Source organism: Pleionea litopenaei, from assembly GCF_031198435.1.
Classification (GTDB): Bacteria; Pseudomonadota; Gammaproteobacteria; order Enterobacterales; family Kangiellaceae; genus Pleionea; species Pleionea litopenaei.
Window position 1 is genome coordinate 989,806 of the sequence record NZ_CP133548.1, and the last position, 19,159, is coordinate 1,008,964.

Consider the following 19,159-nt stretch of genomic DNA (forward strand, 5'->3'; position numbering starts at 1 on the left):
GTGAATTTAGCAAAGCAAAACATCATTCAAACACTGAACAAAAGGCGATAAAGACACCATGGATACAACGATATTAATTATTATCATTGTTGCATTACTGATCGTCGCCGTTGGTACCAGTGGTTATTTTCAGTTTCGAGAGCAGCAAAAAGCTGAGCGTCGACAAAACTTTTCGAAATTTAATTACCGAGCAAGAGAAGGCCAAGAACTGTATGACCGCTTTCACGAATTACCCATTGGAGCCGACACTCGGAAAGTCATCCTTCAATACATTGCCGTCAACCTAACCAAAGCGCTACAGGTTGAGCCCGGTGCTAATGAGCTCAAAAATACTTTGAATGAAATTCAGCAACGCATTGAATCTCCTGCGTTACCGGCTGACAAGCAGCGACTGCGCCCTCCTAGTGACCCACAAGAGCTTGTCGTGTTAATGGGGCGAGTTAAAAGCTTGGTGCGATATATACATAAAATTGGTCGAATGCCAGGCATCGATATCGGCGCTGCCAGCAACGGACTGAATAACTTAAAAAGGGTTTACCTAAACTTACAAACTCAAACTTATATTGCCATTGGTAAGAAAAAAGTCAGTGAAAAAGCCTTCCCTCAAGCATTTATAGCTTTCGATAATGCAAAAAAATTATTACTTCGTCAAAATATCGCCGATGATGAAACCCAAGCGACATTACAAGAATTAGAACGATTGATGCAAGAAACTAAACAACAACGACAACCAGTTGATCCAAGCGTTGATGCAGAACACAATGAAGAAGAGTCGCTCGACCTTGGCGATAGCGATGACCTATTTCAGCCAAAGAAAAAGTGGTAACCGCATTAATAAATAGTGAGCCGATTGGTAGACAATTGTTTTATTTACGGCTGTTTGAAATAAAAAATCGAACCCTACTCTTTCTTAGCCAATGCACTTAGCAATAAATTAACGTCTTTGAAGATTAATGTATTCTTTTCAGAAATATCAGCTAGTGATTGATGCGCGGTCGAGACAACGTTCTGTAGTGTTTCAAGAGAGTCTGGCTGAACCGTATTCAAAGGTTCAATCTCTGAGAAATCTGCACTTTCAATTCCTTGCTCCGTGACGGATAAGCGGAATACCAGATCAAAGCAAACCCCGAGAAGCGTTTCAAGAAGAACGCCTTCGCGAACCAATACTTCTGGTTTGCTAACTCCTGTCTCCTTACCTAACTTAGCGACTAAGGCTAAAGTACCGAGCGCAGTGCTATCTAGATGTGAACACCGGGTTAAATCAATACGAAAAGGCTTAACTGGACGACTAAGCTGGCTAATGAACTGCTGTAAAGCAATAACATCACCATAACGAACATCACCGTGCAGTCGCAGAATATGTGCTTGACTGCTCTCTGCATAATCCGCCTTAACAGAATCCGGTTTACCGGTCATTACGTCTCACAATAAAAACCGTGACATCATCAGGAACGTTAGATTTTGACTTAATATTCAATTGTTGAGTGATATCTTGAACAGAAGAGTTCTTGAGGTAAATAATATCGAGCAAGCTATGCTCAGGCACTATTTCGTCTTGCTTCAGGCACTCTAAAACCCCATCAGAGAACATGATTAACGACATATCTTGAGTAAATTCTAAGTGATGATCGGTAAACGTAGCCCAGTCAAACATACCAATTGGAAAGCCTCGATCAGTCAGCAACTCTTTACTCTTGCCTTTCACCACAATTGGTCGAGGGTAGTGTCCTGCGATCGAGTAGGTTAACTGATGATTAGTTAAGTCGATGACGCCGTAAAACAAGGTGACATGCTTTCCTACGTTTGCAGCGATGACTTCTTGGTTTAAATACTCCAATACTTTTGCAGGAGACAAAATGGTTTGATCTTGACTCACTCGATACTGACGCAAAGGTTGGTTGAAAAGAGATTTAAGCATCATGGTGACAAATGCAGAAGCAGAACCATGGCCTGATACATCAGCGATATAGAAACCTAGATGCTCCTCATCAATCTCAAAGTAGTCAAGAAAATCACCACTAACATTTAAACTCGGGATCACTGTATGTAAAAACTCGTAATCTCCGACCTTTTGCTCAGGCGGTGGAAGTAATTGAAGCTGAGCTCTTCGCCCTGCTTCTTGATCTTCGCGCAAAACGTTTAAGTTATTTTGAAGCTCATGATTGGCTCGCTCCAACTCAGACTTAAATCGCTGATTCTCCGATTCAAGTGCTTTTTTGCTCAAAGCTTGTTTGACGGCATGACCTAGAACATCGAGATCGGTCACGGGCTTAACCAGATAATCTTGAGCACCCAATTTCAATGACTCAACGACATCGTTGATCATCCCTGCTCCAGAAATCATGATAACAGGCGTTTCAGGGCTCTCTTTGGTGATGACTTCTAAGACTTCCATCCCATTCATTTCGGGCATCCGAATATCACATAAAACTAAATCCGGCTGTTGCTCTCGAAACACTCTCAGACCATAAACACCGTCATTAGCTTGTAATACATGAAAACCATAGTCCTCAAGATACATCACAAAGCTCTGACGAACTAAAGGATCATCTTCGATTGTCAGTACAGTAAGATTTTCGGTATCTAACGCAGCAAAGGTCGAAAATAGAGGGTCTGTATCCAATTACCTTCTCACAGCGGACTTAACTTCATAGGTACTGTTTTATATAGCACATCAGACTTATACAGCAAGCTCGAAGGGAATATAAACAGAAGATTGACCAAAACGTAATTATTTCCTACTATGCGGTGACTAAGGCCAATAACTTTACCAAAAATAGGGGCTATCAACATGTCAATCGAAAGAGAATATGAAGAAAAACGAGACTTTATTCGCATGTTCGTGGACGCAAAAGTTGAAATAACAGACCCCAACACAGGCGACCATTTTATCGGTGACAGTAAAAACCTAAGTGCCGGCGGGGTTGCATTCCTCTGCGATCACTCATTTGAAGTCGGTCAAACCTTAGAGGTCAAAGTAAGCTCAGTTCAATCTCAACTGCCTCCGCTAACCGCCGAGCTCAAGGTGATTCGGTCAGATAAGCGAGATGATGGCCAATACGAGGTTGCTGGATCAATCGCCAACGTAAACTAGATAACAAGTTTACGCATTTGCCTGCTCTTAGCCTTTAAAGTGGGCAAAACTCCAAGAGTTTGAAGGTTAAATTCGAATATTGAGACCTTAGTCTCAGACATCGGCTGTACAAATACTATACTGAACCTTCCTTTGACGGAGTAGTAGTATGTACAAATCTAACAACCTTTCTCACAAACGATTCAAATTAGACCCAATGATGATGTTACCCTTGCTGGTCACTCTCGGAGTTATTGTAAGCAGCGTTTGAACCTTTGCTTCAAGGCAGTCTTTCCTTCAAGGTCTTTCCTTCAAAGCTAAATACCTCGCCTCAGGTTAGCTCAGCTCAGCGGTACACAAACCCAATAACCAAGTTAATTCCAAATTTTCATTCTAGAAAAGGCAATTGAACTGTCTCAAACGTTGTTCTTTCTTAAGCTTAGTTCCAGCTGACAGGCAGAGCCGCCGCTCGCACAAAACACGTCCCTACCCTTAATACTATGCTCAAGCTTGATTGCGTAACCAACTTGCTCAAAAGTTAGCAATCTTCGTACTCAGGATCACACTCAAATGAGTCTTCAAGAGGCAAATCGCCATCGTAGACTTTGTATTTACGATTTTGTAAATAGGCGTCTCGAACAAATGAATATTCATCGAGAGCATTTTCAAGTTGCTCTTCAAGGTCTAATAACGACACTCTTTGTATCAGCAGTCGAAACCCTTTCGCAGTGTACCTCGCTCCCTCAGGATTTAACTCTTTCAAAGGGTCAAAATAATTATCAGCGGGTATACTGGCGGTGTCACGCATTGTCGATGGTCCTAAAAACGGTAACATCAAGTAAGCTCCTGAGTCGACGCCCCATACGGCCAACGTTTGGCCGAAATCTTCGTCATGCTTCTCAAGTCCCATTGCACTAGCAGGGTCAAAAAAGCCCGCTAGACCGAGGGTAGAGTTCACTAAAAGGCGTCCGACATCGCTACTGGCATCGGCCAATTTGAACTGCAGTACATTGTTAATAATATTGCTAATATCGCCAATATTGGAGAAGAAATTATCAAACCCTTTTTCTAACGGATCTGGAGTCACCGCTTTATAACCTTTTGCAACCGGTTGCAAAACAGCTTTATCAAGGGAGCGATTAAACTTATAAACGGAACGATTAAAATCTTCGTATGGATCTTGCGGGTTCTTGCCAGTCGCACAAGATACAAGCAAAAATGATGTGGAAAGAACTGTGGGCCACTTCATTTGAATAGAACCTTAAATTTTTTGTGTATTATAAAGGTGATTCGAACAAAAAACTATTTTAGATCCGTGTGATTTCGAGTTATGACAATATTTCGCTTCAATAAATCCATTAATAATTTTAATCCATTTATTTGCAGAAAATTCAGCTCAAATTCAGGTACTAACTGGTGCAACTTGAGGATTGCCTCCCGCCCCGTTAATCCGCCTGGGTTTTGTTTCAAAATATCCAAAAGCTGATAGGTTAATCCGTTTATCTCTAAAAATTTAACATCATCATCGCGGTCTCTGTAAACCACCAAGAAGGTTGGCACCGCAGGCTTATCTGCTGGCATATAATGACTGTCGATACGATGAACGTCGAACTCATAAACTAAATGCCAGGCTAAATTAGAAGCCCATAAGGGTTGCTCTAACAAATCGATAGCATCATCAACAACAGCCTTTGGCAAAACATTAGGATCAATCATTAACGCCAACTCAACCCATTCATAGTGAGCTAGCTCGTTTACGAACGGATAGGTCCTGTTCAGTGGCAACTCATTGGTCGTTAGGAAGCTTAAGAACTCTTTGGTGACATCGGCAAAATAAGGAGAGCGAGACTGATGCTCTTTTACAAAAGCGTTTATAGTAGCTAACCAGAGGTCGTTCGGAAGAATTTCATTTAAAACGGGAAAACCCGATTCGATAAACCCTTTTATATTGTTAAAAATCAACTCTCGATAGACGTTCATCCGTCTAGGTTCAATCCCTTCTGGAATTTCTGAGTCGCTCGGAGAACGCAGATAACCAGCAAATTCCTTTTGAACTTGTTGAAAGTGCTTTTTTTTCACTGCTTCACTGTGCGCCATACATATTATTTACTAAAAGGGTTAAGTAAAACGAATCGATGCAGAATTTCGAACTTGAGACCATTAGGCAGTACTCTTTGCCTGCATTAAACACGCTTGTTGAATATTCGAAATCTGTTCCACCTCTAAAAGTAACTCGCTTAGCTCAGGAAAATTAAAGTCTCTTTCCAATAGTGTAGGGAAAACGCCAAACTCTTGGTAGGCTGCCTCTAACAGTTGCCAAACATCCTGTTTGACTTCAGCACCATGAGTGTCGACTTTTAAATCGTCAGCCTCATCAAAATGGCCAGCAATATGCCCATAAGAAATTTTTTCGGCAGGCAAGCCTCGCAAAAATGTTAAAGGGTCGTAGTTGTGATTGATCGAGTTAACATAAATATTATTAACATCAAGCAACAACTGACATCCGGAGCGAGATATAACTTCATTGATAAATTCAAGCTCGGTCATTTCTTGTGCCGGAGCGGCGTAATAGGAAGCATTTTCTAAAACTAAAGGACACTCTAGAATATCTTGTACTTGCAAGACTCTTTTGACAACATGCTCAATGGCTTCTTCAGTGAAAGGAATCGGCATCAAATCGTATAAATGCCCACCGTCACTGCAGTAGGTTAAATGTTCACTATAAACGCTAACCTGATGGACTTTCATTAACGCCTTGATGTTTTTTACCAACTCAATGTCTATTGGTTCTGGGCCACCAATAGAGAGCGATAATCCATGAAAGACAAAGGGATATCGTTCGGTGAACCAGCGAAAGCGCTTCCCTAAAGAACCGCCTATATTGATCCAGTTCTCGGGAGCAACCTCCATAAAGTGGACTGATTTAGGCTGGCTCTCGGCCAGTTGCGGCATGAGATCACGCCGCAATCCTAGACCAGAGCCAGAAATGTTTCGAGAAATGCTCATTTATTTACCGCATTTACCTTCGCCACATTTTCCTTCTTTCTTTTTGTCACCTTTCTTTTTATCGTCTTTCTTTTTGCCTTCGCCGCATTTACCTTCGCCGCACTTGCCTTCTTTTTTCTTGCCTTCGCCGCATTTTCCTTCGCCGCATTTACCTTCTTTTTTCTTGCCTTCGCCGCATTTACCTTCGCCGCACTTGCCTTCTTTTTTCTTGCCTTCGCCGCATTTACCTTCGCCGCACTTACCTTCTTTCTTTTTCTCGCCTTTTTTACCTTCGCCACACTTACCTTCACCACACTTGCCTTCAGCATCTTTGCCATCTAATAAGTGTGAAATTTGGTAACCACCAGAAAGCTCTTGTAATCCGAAAGGGTTCGCATCGGCGTTCGCTGCACTCATAGAAACTGAGGCTGCTAAGGTTGTTCCTACAAGCGCTGCAATCTTTTTCATATCTTTGTTCATGACAACTGTCTCCATATAGTTAAGTATCAATTACCCAATTATTTTTATTGGTCACTCCTTCTGACGGTGAGGCCAGAAGAATGTTACAACGAAAAACTAAAATTTTGATTTTATTCAGGTAGACCGCACTTTCTCAGAATAAGAAGACGACTGCAGTATCGACCTAATTTGCCGGATTCAGCAAAGACAAGCAAGTTGAAAATACAACCTAGGTCACAGTTTGCAAAGCAAAATAAAGGACTCGAGCTCTATTTTTCGGTAACTTTTTGTGAAATAAGGACATTTAGCGGTTGATCCGCGCCAACGTGAGTCATCACTGGCGCTGACTCCCAGTCCCCCGCTTGTGGCTTCGCCGTTCCAGAAAACGACACTCTCGCAGTCACTTGTAACGACTTTTGGCTGCTCAAGGTTCGACCCGGCATCATCGCATCCCGATCACTCAAGGTCAGTGTCATCGGTAAATCAGCGACTTTTAAGGGTTTTACAGCCACCGGTGCAGGGCTCCCATCGCTCCCTCTAACGACGACAAAAACGGTAAGGTTTGGGTTCAGCGATTTCGCCAACTCTGGCGCCAACGCGACAGCGACTTGTAACTGCCCTACCGCTGACTCCATATGCTTTTGCTGCAAAGCCATCATCTCGGTTTCTTTAATCTGTTTTCGCAACAACTCGACCCCTTGACCATCGCCTTCTCCTCGATGCTCCCGCAACGAAATTAACTCTTTCCATGTGGCTATTGCCGCAGAGTAGTCTCCCTGTGCTCGAGCAATAAATCCAGAAACCGCCAAAGCGCCCTCATGTCCAGGTTCTATTAACAACACTCGACCTACCAATCGCTCAGCAACTTTGTAATAACGCTCATCTTTGCTGCGCATTAAAAGCTGAGCCGAATTCATCAACAAAGCAATATTATTAGGATCGGTCTCTATCGCTCGCTCGATGGCTTGAGTGGCCATTTCAGTCGCACCTAGTTGCTGCAGCGAAGAAGCAAAAATCATCCACCCGCGAGTATCTTCAGGGTTTTCATAAAGACGAGTGCGGAGCAATAGAAGCAACTCTTGATTCGTGAGCTCTTGCAACCAAGCAGTATCTTTCGACTCAGATGATTGAAAATCAATGTTCTTTTGTCTTAACTCGTACCAGTCTTCAACATTTTTCCAATCGGCTATGAGGGTGTAAACCGCAAAAGAAATAATAGGTAGAAACCCTAGAATAATTCGATATAACCAAATCTCAGATCTATTTGCATGATCTAATTCGTGTTTGACGCTCGCATCTGACAAAAGTAGCTTCTTCAATTCAATATCTAACGACTGGAATTCCTCATCATTGATAATACCTTGATCTTTTTGTAATTGAATCTCTGCAAATCGATCGCGATAAATACTTTTATTCAACTCAGTCCGATCATACGAGCGACTTCCGCGAAAATATCGCAATGGAATTGCGAGTATCAATAACGTTAATAAAGCGACAATGCCAAACCAAAACCACAACATAAAAGTTACTTATCCTGACGATTATTTTGAGAAGAAGAGCCTGAGCTCTCTTCATCATTGAGTAATTGATCAATTGCTAGTCGTTCTTGTTCAGACAACTCTTGATAATTCGATGGCTTATTAGACATAAACCGATAGACTAAAAATACGATGGTTAGAATCAGCAATATTCCCGGCCCAAACCACAAAATAAGATTGGTTCCCCGCACTTCAGGTTTGTATAGAATAAAGTCACCGTAACGTTGTTGAAGAAAAGACTTTATATCTTCTCCTGACTGACCTTGCTTAACTTTCTCATAGACAATATTTCGAAGATCATCCGATATACCAGCATTTGAATCGGCAATAGACTGATTGAGACACTTTGGACAACGAAGCTCGGTGATTAACTGTTCATACAGCTCTTTTTGTTGCTCAGAGTCAAATTCCAAAATAGCTTTACTGGCCCAACTTAAATTGAACGCTAACGCAAAAACTAACACTCGTAACCAACTCATTGAGAAGCTTCCATTAACGGTTTAAATGCGCTGTTGAATACTTTTTCATCCATAGCACCAATACGATGGAACAAGACTTGGCCATCGGGTGATATTAAAAAGGTTTCTGGCGCTGCGGTGATACCCAACTCGATCGCAATGTGTCCTTTTGGATCAAAAAATGAAAACTGATAAGGATTTCCTCGCTGCTCCAAAAAGCGACGAGCATCGCTTTCAGTATCTCGATAATTCACACCAACAATGGTGACGCCTTGCTTCTCAAGCTCCATTAAATACGGGTGCTCTAGATAGCAAGTTGGGCACCAAGATCCCCAAACATTTAGCAACCAATATTGCCCACGAATATCATTTGAGTGAATAGTTTGATCACTAAACAGTTTTTTAGCAGAAAAGCTAGGTAACGGTTTGTTTTCGCGCATGGATGGCACATCTGGTTTGTCATCAAACAAAGCCGACATAAACAAACCACCGAGCAACACCACAATAATTAACAGTGGTATTGCATAGGTAACTATTCGTTTATTAGTCGTATCAGGCGACGGCTGCATCTTGTCCCCCTTGTTTCTTCACAAACTTATTCTTTAGCTTTAAACGATAGCGTCGGTCACTGATCGCAATAGCTCCACCCAATGACATAATAAAAGCACCCAGCCAAATCCAACGAACGTAGGCTTTTCGATAAATTCTCACCGACCAGTTTTTATCATCAAGCGGTTCGCCTAACGAAATGTAAATATCCCGAGAAAGACCTGGCTGTATGCCCGCTTCCGTCATTACTTGACCAGACGCGGTATATCGTCTTTTATCGGAAGTTATATTAAATTCTCGGTGGCCTTCATTCAAAATAAAGTGCCCTCGAGTTGCCATATAATTCGGGCCTTGTACTTGCCTAACGCCTTCAAAGGTCACACTGAACGCTTCATCGTTATAGGTTTCACCTATGGCTAAGCTAATTAAGTTTTCACGGCTAGCAAACGACACCATCACTATCCCAACCAAACTCACAGCCAGCCCTAGGTGAGCGACGTGCATTCCCCAATACGCTGGTTTTAACTTTGCTAAGGATGAAATCAGAGAGTTTCCATGGCGTGTCTTTTCTCGAATGTCTTGAAGAATCGAAGAAACAATCCAAGATGAAATAATAACGCCCAACCAAATCATCGGTTCAGAGTAATCGTGCAGCCAAACTGCAATACCGATCAACAAAGCCGCATTAATGATTAAAAGCCTTCTTAACTGTTGAATGTATGACTGATATTTTTGATTTTTCCAGTGCATCCAATGCCCAAATCCTAGAAGAATCATAAGCGGTATCATGACTACAGGAAACACGGTATTGAAGTAAGGCGCTCCCACACTAACTGACTTATCAAAGGCCTCATTGATTAATGGATACAAGGTTCCAAACAACACAACTAAACAGGCAAACACTAGCAGTAAGTTATTGCCTAGCAATGCAGCTTCTTTTGAAAATAAGCTAAATCGCCCCGTTGACTGTACCGCAGCACCTCTAAGCATGAATAAAATCAAGGAGCCAACCACAACGATGCCTAAAAATATTAAAATGTAGAGACCTCTAACCGGATCTTGAGCAAAAGAATGGACTGACGTTATCACTCCAGAACGAACAATGAAGGTTCCTAACAAACTTAAACAAAAGGTTAGCAATGCCAAAAACACGGTCCAGGTTTTAAAGACGCCACGTTTTTCACTGACCGCTAGGGTGTGGATCAGAGCTGTTCCGGTTAACCAGGGCATAAATGAAGCATTTTCAACCGGATCCCAAAACCACCAGCCGCCCCAACCTAACTCGTAATAGGCCCACCAGCTTCCAAGCGCAATGCCAATGGTAAGAAACACCCAAGCCAAAACGGCCCAAGGGCGCGACCATCTCGCCCATGCAGAGTCAAGCTCTCCAGTAATCAATGCAGCAACGGCAAACGCAAACACTACGGCGAAACCAACATAACCCATGTAAAGAAACGGAGGATGAACAATAAAACCAAAATCTTGTAATAACGGGTTCAGATCTCTTCCGTCGATAGGAAAGTTTGGAAGCAGCCGCTCAAAAGGGTTTGAGGTAAACAAAGCAAACGATAAAAAGCCAACAGAAATGATTGCCATCACCGCTAACACGCGAGCAACTGCAACATCAGGTAAGGTACGACTAAAAATTGATACGGCAGCAGCCCAACCCGATAGCATGACAATCCAAAGCAACAAAGAACCTTCATGAGCTCCCCATGCGGCGGTCAATTTGTACACCATCGGCAATTTAGTGTAGGAATGCGACGCGACATAGGCGACCGAAAAGTCGTCCGTTGCAAAGGCATAAACTAGGCCTGCAAATGAAAAAAGTACCAGCACAAATTGCAGCAAAGTCGCAGGACGTGCAAAGCGAGTTAGCACGCTGTTTTGGTAAAAACTGCCCCACATTGGAACCAGCATATTAAAGCATGCGACAACGAATGCCATCACTAAACAAAAGTGAGCTATTTCAACAATCATAATTAATCTTAATTCTTATCAAAGTCATTATTTTTGATGGGATGACCGCCTTCTTCGAGAGCTCTCGCCACTTCAGGTGGCATATAATTCTCATCGTGCTTTGCAAGTACCGAAGAGGCAACAAATTGCTTGTCGTCAACCAGCTTACCAGTCGCCACTATGCCCTGACCTTCTTTAAACAAATCCGGTAACACATCGCTAAACTTAACAACTAACGATTCGCTCTTATCACGAATGGTAAATTCAACATCAAGGGGATTGCTCCCACGCTTGACGCTCCCAGGAACCACCAACCCTCCAACTTTGATGCTCTTATCGAAAGGAGCTTCACCGGCCTTAATTTGTGCAGGAGTGTAAAACAAATTGATGTTTTGATTCAGTGCCATCAACACCAGGGAGACGGCAATCGCGGCTCCACAAACCGTTGCTAACACGGCAATTAAACGCTTTTTTCGATGTGGTTTCATCATGATGAGCAACCGCCCCTCTACTCAACTAACTTAGAATTTTTTTCAGTTTCTTGCTCAGTGTCATTTTGCAACAACTGTTTACGCTGATAATACTGTTTCAGTTCTTGTTTTAATTGTTTTCGTCGCACGATAGGTATCACTATCATTACAATAAACGTAACAATAAACACTGCATAAGATGCCCAGATAAATTCCCAGCGATCCGGTGGTAAATAATCACCCATTAGGACTTCACCTCTTCTTCCACCCATTTAGCATCTCGCTCTCGCCAGAGAATATGATTGCGTAAATAAGGCAATAATAAAGACACGAAAAACAATTTAAACGAAACGATCATGATCAATAATGGCCAAAGCATGGAGCTGTCGATAGCAGGCTTCTCTAATTTGCTTAATGACGCACTTTGATGGAGGCTATTCCACCACTCGACAGAAAAATGAATAATCGGAATATTAACGACACCAACGATGGCCAAGATAGCCGCCGCTTTGTCGGCAGTCTTTCGCTCATGAATGGAGTTAAACAGCGCCATGTGACCGAAATAAAGAAACAGTAATATGAGCTCTGAGGTTAAACGAGCATCAAATACCCAATAAGTACCCCATGTTGGCTTCCCCCACAATGCGCCAGTAACCAGCGCTAAAAAGGTAAAGGCGGCGCCGATGGGTGAACAGCTCATGGCAACACTGAACGCCATTTTCATGCGCCAAATCAAACCAATGGCGCTACTCACCGCCATGACAACGTATACAAACATAGAGAGATACGCAGCGGGAACATGAATGTACATAATTCGCTGCAAATCACCTTGATAATAATCAGGAGGCGCGATCCATAGCCCCCAGATGACACCAGTAATCAGACCTATCGCCGTTAGCCCCCAAATCCAAGGTTGCCAACGCGCAGCTATTTGATAAAACCACTTCGGCGACCCAAGACGAAAAAACCAAGTCCAAGCCATTTGTTTTACCTACTCCCCTAACGAAATTCGCAAAGCTGCCCCAGCAGCCCATGGCGCTAAACTCAAGGTTAGCACGCTAAAAGCACCCAAAAATAATAATTGCCCGGTGAAATCATGACCCATCGCCGCGGCATTAACCGCCATTGCGCCAAAAATGAGAACTGGAATATACAAAGGCAAAACCAACAAAGCCAGTAGAATACCACCTCGGCGCAATCCCACCGTTAAACTCATCCCAATTGCAGCAATTAAACACATCGCTGGGGTGCCTAATAAAAGGGACACAATCATCGCAACATAGGCTGATGAGTCGAGGTTGAGCATCATGCCAATTAACGGCGACATCATTATAAGGGGTAGCGCAGTGAACAACCAATTCGTCAAAGCTTTGACACTTACAATGGCCGTCGCAGAGGCACCGGAGAGCAACATTTGCACCATGCTGCCGTCATCAAAATCTTCTCGATATAAAGCATCTAAAGACAACAAAATCGACAAGAGAGCGCACACCCAAATAACACCTGGCGCCAATTCAGCCAAAATCGCAGGCTCTGGAGACACTCCAAAAGGAAATAGTACTGCTACAATTAAGAAGAAAAACAAAGGGTTAAGTAACTCTGACTTACGACGAGCCAGTAATCGAATTTCTCTCGATAAAAGCACTCTGATCATTTGGTTAGACTCCTACACTCAATTCAAGCGTCGGAATCGACAGTGAAACTGGCTGATGCGACGTAAAAATCACAGCCCCATTACGCTCCACTTGCTGCTCAATTAAACCGGCCAGCCATGCTTGACCTTTGACATCGAGCGCGACAAATGGCTCATCAAGAATCCATAGCGGTACATTTTCAATCAATAATCGGGCTAGGCATATTCGTCGCCGTTGGCCTTGCGACAAGTGAGCCGCCAATTGCGTTTCATACCCCTGTAAACCTACCGCACTGATTGCTTGAGGGATCTGCTGTCGATCGCAGCCACGTAAAGCCGCATAAAAGGCAAGATTCTCATAGACGCTGAGCGTTGACTTAATCCCTAACTGATGACCGAGATAGAGCGTTTTCAAGCTCAACCACGATGATAATGAATCAACATCTTCAAATTCGCCTATTACCTGCCCTTGATCTGGCTCAATCAAGCCACATATCAGATTTAATAAACTGGTTTTTCCAGCACCATTAGGGCCCTTTAAATGGAGAACTTGACCTGACTTTACTTGAAAAATACAGTCTTTGAACAGCAAACGATCACCGCGGATAAGGGCTAAATTTTGACCTGTCAAAGAAAAGCTCGGGTACATGTTTTATCCAGGTAACTCGGCGGCAATCATTGGAGCGCGCTATACTAATATAATGGTCTCCATTAATCTATTGATTTGACTCAATATAATGACTGATGTTTTGACGAAAATTCTGTCTCAACTCCCTCGAACCGAGAATTCCTTGGCGCAACTTAGTGCCATCATCAAAAGCTTGGATGGCCAAACACTCAACGCGGTGCTGACCGCAACAGGACAAAAGCAAGCTCAAAACCTACCATCACAGCTGCAATTGCAATTACCACTTTCGAACCAGCAATCGTCTAACAACGCTAACTCATCACCGCAAACAGGTGTCAACGCCCAATTGAACGCGGTTCAATCGCTAGTTTTGAATTTAAGCGATATTGAAATTCAAAAAAATCTTGAGTCACTCTTACGAGACATAAAAATTACTGTTGAGCCAAAATTCAGTCACAATCGCGTCAGTCTTCCAATGCAGTTTGATTTGAGCGCGGTCAAAGAAGGTGTGGCGAAAAACCAACTTCTTGCAGTGCTATTAAAGGTTGCGCAATGGGCAGAGCAACCCAAACCCTTGGTTATGGTTCGACAATCTACAGAGTCCATTGATAAATTAATCCTTAACGCGACAACCGCTAACAAGTTAATTGATAGTAGTGCTCTTAGTAGCTCTGCTCAAGTTCCCAATAGCAAGGCATCTATCCAGTCGGCGCCCTCCATTTCAGGACCGTCTCAATCTGGACAGTCACAGTCTGGACAGTCACAGTCTGGACAGTCGCAATCTGGACAAGTGCAATCAGCATTATCGGCCCAAACAGATGCGTTGCATTCAACCGTTAAAAATGAGACAAAAAGTAGTGTTCAACAAACTGACTTATCGACAAATCTCAGCCAACCCAATAAATTGAATATCGAGTTCACTCTGCGTGAGCGTCTTAAACAAACGGTGTTAAATGATCCTTCAGCGACAAAATACAAGCAAATAGCAGAGCAGCCAATTTTGCTCACGACTCGATTGCCACTGCAAAACATTTCAAGCGACTTGTTAACCCGTTATATCGCTTTATTCGATCAAAATAATATACCCTCTTCAACCAGTGCAGCCTTGACGAAAGTCATCACTCAGCTATTAGACTTCAAAAATCTTGAGTTCGTTAAGCCACTGTTAAATACATTGCAAAACTTACCCAAAGCGACCGAGTTGAACGGCGCAACTTTACGCCAAGCAGTATTTGATTCTGGGCAATTTTTTGAACAAAAAGCCATGCAAACGCTGACCAAAGGCTGGACCAGCGTACTTTCACAACCAACGACCAACTCTCAGGGTTCCAGTGATCTAAAGCATTTACTGTATTTGGTTAGACAATTCAGCCAACTACCATCCGATGCATTAGTGCGTGGTTTAACAGCCAGCGCACAAAAAGGCGAAGGAAGCAGTGCGAAAGATCTTTTTATCGGTGTTAATCGCTTGGTTGGCAATCCAAGAGACAAACGGGAAAGACTTGAAAACCGTATCGCTTCGCAGTTAAAAATGATTCAGCAAGATGTTGACTCCGCACTCAACAAAGTAAAGCTCACTCAGTTTCAAAATCTACATCTGACCGATAGCAACGCTTGGATTTTCGAATTACCCCTACAGTTCCAACGACAACTGACTAATGTACAAATGAAATTTGAAGCGTCAGAATCTGAACAGTCAACCGATAAAAAATCATGGTGTGTGACCGTTCGATTTGATTTTGAGCGACTCGGTGCTTTTCACGCCATAACTCGCCTTTTCAATCAGCGACTCGATATTAAATTCGTTGCCGAAAAGCTTTCGACTCAAAGACTACTGCAACAAAAAATGCCAGAACTCAAACAGCAACTGATCGATAGTGGTTTACTTATCAATGAAATGACCAGTGTTGCAGGTGAGAGTCCAAACCTTACTGTGCAACAACTGCCACAATCTTTGGTTGATTACCGTGTATGAAAAATAAGTCACTAGTTACCCACTCTCGCCCTACTAAAACCAAACGTGCTGCAGCATTGAAATATGATGGAAAACAGGCACCTAAAATAACCGCAAAAGGCAGCGGCGCTACCGCCGAAAATATTCTTGCGATTGCGGCGGAACACAATGTGTTTATTCATGAAGATCCGCTATTAATTGAAGTGCTTGCGCAATTAGAATTGGGGGAAGAAATACCCGAACAACTGTATCTTGCAGTGGCGCAAATTATTGCCTTTGCTTATTTACTGCAAGATAAAACACCTGACGACTTGTAAGATCAGAAGGTAACAAGAATGAAAATAAGAATCAGACTTATTTGTAACCCTTTGTTTTAAAAGACCTTTTCAATTGACAATCTTGGGTATTCTAGCCTATCCTGTAAACTATTCAGCTAACCTACTCAACGATTTCTACGCTCTTTAGTTGAGCAAAATCAAGGAGATCCATTCGATATGAAAGGTGATAAGGCAGTGATTACTGCGCTTAATTCTATTCTAACGGTAGAGTTAACCTCGATTAATCAGTATTTCTTGCACGCGAGAATGTTTAAGAATTGGGGATTAAACACCCTCAATGAAAAAGCATATAAAAAGTCGATTAAAGATATGAAGCAAGCGGATGACTTGATTGAGCGAATACTGTTTCTTGAAGGCCTCCCAAATTTGCAAAAATTGAATCGACTACGAATCGGAGAACACACCGAAGAAATGATCGCGTGTGACACCCAAGTTCAAATTGAGGCGATTGATGCGGTCAAATCTGCAATCGTTTTATGCGAGCAACACAAAGATTTTGTGAGTCGTGAATTACTAAATGAAATACTTGAAGACGAAGAAGAATATTTAGACTGGCTTGAAACACAAGATCACTTAATCAAGAGTTTAGGTATTCATAACTATTTACAGTCAACCATCGAATAGAGGCTATTATGAAAGGTAATCAAAAAGTCATTTCTGCACTCAATGGCATCTTAGCGTTAGAGTTGACGGCAATGGACCAATACTTCATTCACTCACGTATGTACGACGATTGGGGGTTAACCAAATTGTTCGAACGTATCGACCATGAGTTTGACGATGAAAAAGGTCATGCAGCAGCCCTGATTGAACGAATTCTATTTTTAGAAAGCACACCCGACATGGTCACTAGAGAACCGTTGCGAATTGGTAAAAATGTGCCTGAAATGTTAGAGAATGACCTAAAGGTAGAATACGAAGTCGCAGAGAAGCTCAAAGAAGCTATCGTTTTGTGCGAACAAGAAAAAGACTTTCAGAGTCGCGAGATTTTACAAAAGCTCCTCGAAGATACCGAAGTCGATCATGCGTACTGGTTAGAAAAGCAACTTGGTCTTATTGATAAAGTTGGCCTTCAAAACTATATGCAATCGCAAATGTAAAAAAAGCGCCGAAAGGCGCTTCCTCAGTCAAATAAAAGCTATTAAAAGGCGCGGTTCACTAGAATAGCTAAGATTAAAAACTTGCTAAACTTTACGAATCTGGGCGTTAACTTGTAGTCACTCATACTCGACCTGACAATTTAGGATTAAGACTTTGACATAAACTTACAACTTAATTCTGCAAACTGCCAATTGCTGATCAAAGAAAAAGCTGCGATTGCTTTCTTAATTATTACAAAGCGGACATCTGGAATAACGCCTCAAACACCGGATTGGTGAAGTTGGCGACTTTTTTGAAACAAAAAAGGTGACAGCTTTGCCGGTTCCGGGTGCTTTGACTTGTTAAGCTTTCTCACTACTTCACTATGCCTAATTTTACTAGCTTTTTAATTGGATAATCAGTTTCATTACTGAAATTTATCCAATACTTAAATTGATTGGGGTATTTATCTTTATGCTCCAAAACAATGAGCTTAATGCGCTCTGTTTGCTCAATTGAAAGTTCCCCGTCGAGCATTATTTCGTTGGCTGATTCAAACACTAAATCAGCTAACTCTTCCCACTCCCATTTATCTTCTGCTTGGTGGTTTAGAAAAATATCTATGTATTCATCTAGCCGATCACCATTTGCATTGGTAATCCCCATATCCTGCTCGCAAGCAAACAGATTGTATTTGTCAGCTAATCTTTCAAACCATTCCATATGCTCGATACTCTAGAAGCTTAACAGCTTATTCTTTTTAGTAAACCACAATAATACGGAAAATCGTTTTATTAGAAAAACTCTTTTTTAATTAATTCAACGAGATACAACAATATCAGAGTCGAGATTCACGTTTTTATTTTTATTGTCTTTAAATATTGTTCCACTACATAAATTAGATAATCTAACTAAATCAATAACCTAGACTTAAATCTGAGCGTAGTAAGAACATTACTCTTGACCAAGCACTACCTACATGAGTAGTATTAAAGTTCAGCATTAATACAAGGATGTAAAAATGAATCAGTCGCCTAAACCAAAATTTATGTGGTTAGTTAGAACAAAAATTCGTAGCCTTCACTACTCCTATCAAACTGAAAAGACCTACGCACAATGGATTAAACGCTTTATTCATTTTTATAATTTAAAACACCCAAATGACATGGGAGCTGAAGAAGTAACCAATTTTTTAAGTCACCTCGCTGTTGCTAGAAAGGTTTCTCCTGCAACGCAAAATCAGGCGCTTTGCGCTTTAGTATTTTTATATAAAAAAGTACTGAATACACCGCTTGGAGAAAATACTATTGATGCGGTAAGAGCAAAATATCATAAAAACTTACCAGTAGTTTTATCCGTATCAGAAGTAAGAAATGTTTTATCGAAAATGCATGGTTTACCTAAGCTAATGGCACAAATTATCTATGGTACAGGACTACGCAAAAGCGAAGTTCATCGGCTAAGAGTTAAAGATATTGATTTTGATAGAAACCAAATTAGTGTTAGACGTGGAAAGGGAAACAAAGATCGACCACTTCCACTTCCGGAAACCTGCAAAGATGATTTGAATGCTCAGATTGAATTTGTCAAACAGCTACATTTAAAAGATCGTCGAGAAAATATTGATGGTGTTGAGTTACCTTATGCATTCGAACGAAAATCACCAAATGTAGGAAAATCGCTCGCATGGCAATGGTTATTTCCCAGCCTCCGAATTAGCACTGATCCCCGTACTTTAATTATCCGACGCCATCATGTTCATCCTTCTGTATTTGCCAAGCACGTAAAAAAAGCCGTTGAAGAAACCGAAATTAATAAGAAAGTAACAGCCCACGTTTTTCGTCATTCTTTTGCAACACACTTATTAGAATCGGGAGCTGATATTAGAACGGTACAAGAGCTGCTAGGTCATACTGACGTTAGAACAACACAAATTTATACTCATGTTTTAAATCGAAATCCATCGGGGACATTGAGCCCACTAGATAAGCTATGAAACAGCTCAATAATGTCCGCTTTGAATTTTCGCAAGGTT

23 protein-coding genes are annotated in these 19,159 nt (G+C 41.8%); 7 read left to right on the plus strand and 16 right to left on the minus strand.

Annotation, left to right across the window (positions count from 1 at the left end):
- Positions 1–58: 58 nt before the first annotated feature.
- Positions 59–826 carry a hypothetical protein gene (locus tag Q9312_RS04310; RefSeq protein ID WP_309203340.1) on the plus strand — a complete coding sequence of 256 codons (768 nt, stop codon included), beginning with the start codon at positions 59–61 and terminating at the stop codon, positions 824–826.
- 74 nt (positions 827–900) lie between these two features.
- Here the strand turns inward: Q9312_RS04310 and Q9312_RS04315 are convergent, their stop codons facing one another.
- Entirely contained in the window at positions 901–1,416 is a 516-nt protein-coding gene (locus tag Q9312_RS04315; RefSeq protein ID WP_309203341.1) for an STAS domain-containing protein, read from the minus strand.
- Positions 1,406–2,623 (minus strand): SpoIIE family protein phosphatase, encoded by a 1,218-nt coding sequence (locus Q9312_RS04320; RefSeq protein ID WP_309203342.1) that lies wholly within the window; start codon positions 2,621–2,623, stop codon positions 1,406–1,408. Before Q9312_RS04320 ends, Q9312_RS04315 begins: the two co-directional genes overlap by 11 nt.
- 168 nt (positions 2,624–2,791) lie before the next feature.
- Between Q9312_RS04320 and Q9312_RS04325 the strand changes: the two genes are divergently transcribed.
- Positions 2,792–3,094, plus strand: a complete 303-nt coding sequence (locus Q9312_RS04325; RefSeq protein WP_309203344.1) for a PilZ domain-containing protein — start codon at positions 2,792–2,794, stop codon at positions 3,092–3,094.
- 517 nt (positions 3,095–3,611) lie between these two features.
- Here the strand turns inward: Q9312_RS04325 and Q9312_RS04330 are convergent.
- The 13 genes from Q9312_RS04330 to ccmA all read right to left on the minus strand — a co-directional run bounded on the left by Q9312_RS04330 (position 3,612) and on the right by ccmA (position 13,773).
- Complete coding sequence (locus Q9312_RS04330) at positions 3,612–4,322, minus strand: MlaA family lipoprotein (protein ID WP_309203345.1); 711 nt, start codon at positions 4,320–4,322, stop codon at positions 3,612–3,614.
- Between the two features lie 53 nt (positions 4,323–4,375).
- The gene (locus tag Q9312_RS04335) at positions 4,376–5,170 is read right to left on the minus strand and encodes an HvfC family RiPP maturation protein (protein ID WP_309203347.1); all 795 of its coding nucleotides are present in this window, start codon (positions 5,168–5,170) and stop codon (positions 4,376–4,378) included.
- 63 nt (positions 5,171–5,233) lie between these two features.
- Entirely contained in the window at positions 5,234–6,079 is an 846-nt protein-coding gene (locus tag Q9312_RS04340) for an HvfB family MNIO-type RiPP peptide maturase (RefSeq protein WP_309203348.1), read from the minus strand.
- Positions 6,080–6,538, minus strand: a complete 459-nt coding sequence (locus Q9312_RS04345; RefSeq protein ID WP_309203350.1) for an HvfA family oxazolone/thioamide-modified RiPP metallophore — start codon at positions 6,536–6,538, stop codon at positions 6,080–6,082.
- A 248-nt stretch (positions 6,539–6,786) separates the two neighbouring features.
- The gene (ccmI, locus tag Q9312_RS04350; RefSeq protein WP_309203351.1) at positions 6,787–8,037 is read right to left on the minus strand and encodes a c-type cytochrome biogenesis protein CcmI; all 1,251 of its coding nucleotides are present in this window, start codon (positions 8,035–8,037) and stop codon (positions 6,787–6,789) included.
- Between the two features lie 5 nt (positions 8,038–8,042).
- The gene (locus Q9312_RS04355; protein ID WP_309203353.1) at positions 8,043–8,534 is read right to left on the minus strand and encodes a cytochrome c-type biogenesis protein; all 492 of its coding nucleotides are present in this window, start codon (positions 8,532–8,534) and stop codon (positions 8,043–8,045) included.
- Positions 8,531–9,082 carry a DsbE family thiol:disulfide interchange protein gene (locus Q9312_RS04360; protein ID WP_309203354.1) on the minus strand — a complete coding sequence of 184 codons (552 nt, stop codon included), beginning with the start codon at positions 9,080–9,082 and terminating at the stop codon, positions 8,531–8,533. Before Q9312_RS04360 ends, Q9312_RS04355 begins: the two co-directional genes overlap by 4 nt.
- Complete coding sequence (locus Q9312_RS04365; protein ID WP_309203355.1) at positions 9,066–11,042, minus strand: heme lyase CcmF/NrfE family subunit; 1,977 nt, start codon at positions 11,040–11,042, stop codon at positions 9,066–9,068. Before Q9312_RS04365 ends, Q9312_RS04360 begins: the two co-directional genes overlap by 17 nt.
- 8 nt (positions 11,043–11,050) lie before the next feature.
- Positions 11,051–11,512: a cytochrome c maturation protein CcmE gene (gene ccmE / locus Q9312_RS04370; RefSeq protein WP_309203356.1), complete on the minus strand. Its 462-nt coding sequence runs from the start codon at positions 11,510–11,512 to the stop codon at positions 11,051–11,053.
- A 17-nt stretch (positions 11,513–11,529) separates the two neighbouring features.
- Positions 11,530–11,736 (minus strand): heme exporter protein CcmD, encoded by a 207-nt coding sequence (gene ccmD / locus Q9312_RS04375; RefSeq protein WP_309203357.1) that lies wholly within the window; start codon positions 11,734–11,736, stop codon positions 11,530–11,532.
- Positions 11,736–12,473, minus strand: coding sequence for a heme ABC transporter permease (locus Q9312_RS04380; RefSeq protein WP_309203358.1), 738 nt, complete (start codon positions 12,471–12,473; stop codon positions 11,736–11,738). The genes ccmD and Q9312_RS04380 overlap by 1 nt, the downstream gene beginning before the upstream one ends.
- 9 nt (positions 12,474–12,482) lie before the next feature.
- Positions 12,483–13,145 carry a heme exporter protein CcmB gene (gene ccmB / locus Q9312_RS04385; protein WP_309203360.1) on the minus strand — a complete coding sequence of 221 codons (663 nt, stop codon included), beginning with the start codon at positions 13,143–13,145 and terminating at the stop codon, positions 12,483–12,485.
- 4 nt (positions 13,146–13,149) lie between these two features.
- The gene (gene ccmA / locus Q9312_RS04390; RefSeq protein WP_309203361.1) at positions 13,150–13,773 is read right to left on the minus strand and encodes a cytochrome c biogenesis heme-transporting ATPase CcmA; all 624 of its coding nucleotides are present in this window, start codon (positions 13,771–13,773) and stop codon (positions 13,150–13,152) included.
- Positions 13,774–13,915: 142 nt separating this feature from the next.
- Here ccmA and fliK point away from each other — a divergent pair, with 142 nt between their 5' ends.
- From fliK to bfr (Q9312_RS04410), 4 genes are all read left to right on the plus strand, one after another.
- On the plus strand, positions 13,916–15,727 hold the full coding sequence (fliK, locus tag Q9312_RS04395) for a flagellar hook-length control protein FliK (RefSeq protein ID WP_309203362.1): 1,812 nt from the start codon (positions 13,916–13,918) through the stop codon (positions 15,725–15,727).
- The gene (locus Q9312_RS04400) at positions 15,724–16,023 is read left to right on the plus strand and encodes an EscU/YscU/HrcU family type III secretion system export apparatus switch protein (protein WP_309203363.1); all 300 of its coding nucleotides are present in this window, start codon (positions 15,724–15,726) and stop codon (positions 16,021–16,023) included. The genes fliK and Q9312_RS04400 overlap by 4 nt, the downstream gene beginning before the upstream one ends.
- 177 nt (positions 16,024–16,200) lie before the next feature.
- Complete coding sequence (gene bfr / locus Q9312_RS04405; protein ID WP_309203364.1) at positions 16,201–16,668, plus strand: bacterioferritin; 468 nt, start codon at positions 16,201–16,203, stop codon at positions 16,666–16,668.
- Positions 16,669–16,676: 8 nt separating this feature from the next.
- Positions 16,677–17,144, plus strand: a complete 468-nt coding sequence (gene bfr / locus Q9312_RS04410; protein WP_309203365.1) for a bacterioferritin — start codon at positions 16,677–16,679, stop codon at positions 17,142–17,144.
- A 355-nt stretch (positions 17,145–17,499) separates the two neighbouring features.
- Here the strand turns inward: bfr (Q9312_RS04410) and Q9312_RS04415 are convergent, their stop codons facing one another.
- Positions 17,500–17,847, minus strand: a complete 348-nt coding sequence (locus Q9312_RS04415) for a hypothetical protein (RefSeq protein WP_309203366.1) — start codon at positions 17,845–17,847, stop codon at positions 17,500–17,502.
- Positions 17,848–18,145: 298 nt separating this feature from the next.
- Between Q9312_RS04415 and Q9312_RS04420 the strand changes: the two genes are divergently transcribed.
- Positions 18,146–19,120, plus strand: a complete 975-nt coding sequence (locus Q9312_RS04420; protein ID WP_309203367.1) for an integron integrase — start codon at positions 18,146–18,148, stop codon at positions 19,118–19,120.
- The last annotated feature ends 39 nt before the right edge of the window (positions 19,121–19,159 follow it).